Origin of the sequence: Nostoc sp. PCC 9305 (genome assembly GCF_963920915.1) — a bacterium.
Taxonomy (GTDB): domain Bacteria; phylum Cyanobacteriota; class Cyanobacteriia; order Cyanobacteriales; family Nostocaceae; genus Nostoc.
Genome location: NZ_CAWUDN010000253.1, coordinates 1 through 1,229 on the forward strand (window position 1 = coordinate 1; position 1,229 = coordinate 1,229).

Consider the following 1,229-nt stretch of genomic DNA (forward strand, 5'->3'; position numbering starts at 1 on the left):
TCTCCGTATTTATTTATCTTTACATAGTTTGGTTTTTCCACGCCGTTCTACTTACGCAGTATTAAAAGCGCTATCTTTTTCTCAATGATCGGCCTAACGGTAGAACCAAATTCTATCTTGCAAGAGAGGTTAAAACCTAGCACATAGTTGAAGATGAGATAAGAAGTTACAAAAAATCTTTAGTGATTAGGTAAGAAAAATGTTAACACCATTATTAACCGCCCTAGCTACAGCTTTGAGCCTGTTGATTGTTGATTTAGTTGTTCCAGGGGTTAATATTGCTAATTTTCCCGCAGCTATAATTGCTGCTTTAGTAATTGGTCTAATTAACGGTTCAGTTAAACCAGTTTTGTCTGCTCTTTCTCTACCACTTAACTTTCTATCATTTGGAGCATTTTCGCTCGTCGTCAACGGTTTGTGTTTCTGGTTAGCAGCAGTCCTAGTTCCTGGGTTCGGAGTTCGTGGAATTATTGGTTTCCTTCTTGGGCCAGTGATTCTAACTTTTGCTAACACCTTCATTAACAACTACTTTGTTGAAAGAAACCTGTTAACCAGCAGTGGCGAAAAAACCCAAGGTGAATTACCTTCTAGATAAGCATTATAAGGAATAGAAAGACCAATTTTTTCACGTCTCTACTCCAAATAAAAGAGCTGAAGGTGGATTTCCTAATTCGGTATCTTCAGCAGAATGTAATTAAAGAAACTCACAAAAATACGGCAAAATCATGAAATTAGTTCGTTTTCTTCTAGGTTTGTTAGTGCCTCCTTTAGGCGTTTTCCTGACTGTTGGAATTGGCCCAACTCTGTTTATTAACATCTTGCTCACAGTTCTAGGTTGGCTACCAGGTAGTATTCATGCAATTTGGGTTATTGCCAAGCATGATGAACAACTCAATAGAGAAGGAAATATTTACTAATACGCAATAGTAATTTAAGAAATGGGTAATTGTTGCACGACAATTACCCATTAACTATTTTTAATAATTACAGTGCAATGGTATAGCCCTCATCCCTCAACCCCTTCTCCCAATATTGGGAGAAGGGGAGTCAATTTCAAAGTCCCTCTCCCAAGCTTGGGAGAGGGATTTAGGGTGATATCATGTCCGCTTGATTACTTACTAAACCTCAAGAACCCCACCCCGCCAAAGCTGCGCTTTGTCTCCCCTCCCCGTAAGCGGGGAGCAGGGTGGATTAATTGTCGGGAGAGAAAAAGTTTTCTCAGTCGACCA

General features: G+C 39.5%; 2 protein-coding genes. Both read left to right on the plus strand.

Annotation, left to right across the window (positions count from 1 at the left end):
* The first annotated feature begins 199 nt into the window (after positions 1-199).
* Positions 200-595 (plus strand): phage holin family protein, encoded by a 396-nt coding sequence (locus tag ACM0OX_RS35630; RefSeq protein ID WP_334896163.1) that lies wholly within the window; start codon positions 200-202, stop codon positions 593-595.
* A gap of 130 nt (positions 596-725) precedes the next feature.
* A complete protein-coding gene (locus tag ACM0OX_RS35635; protein WP_100898558.1) occupies positions 726-917 on the plus strand; it encodes a YqaE/Pmp3 family membrane protein in 192 nt (63 codons plus the stop codon).
* Positions 918-1,229: the final 312 nt, after the last annotated feature.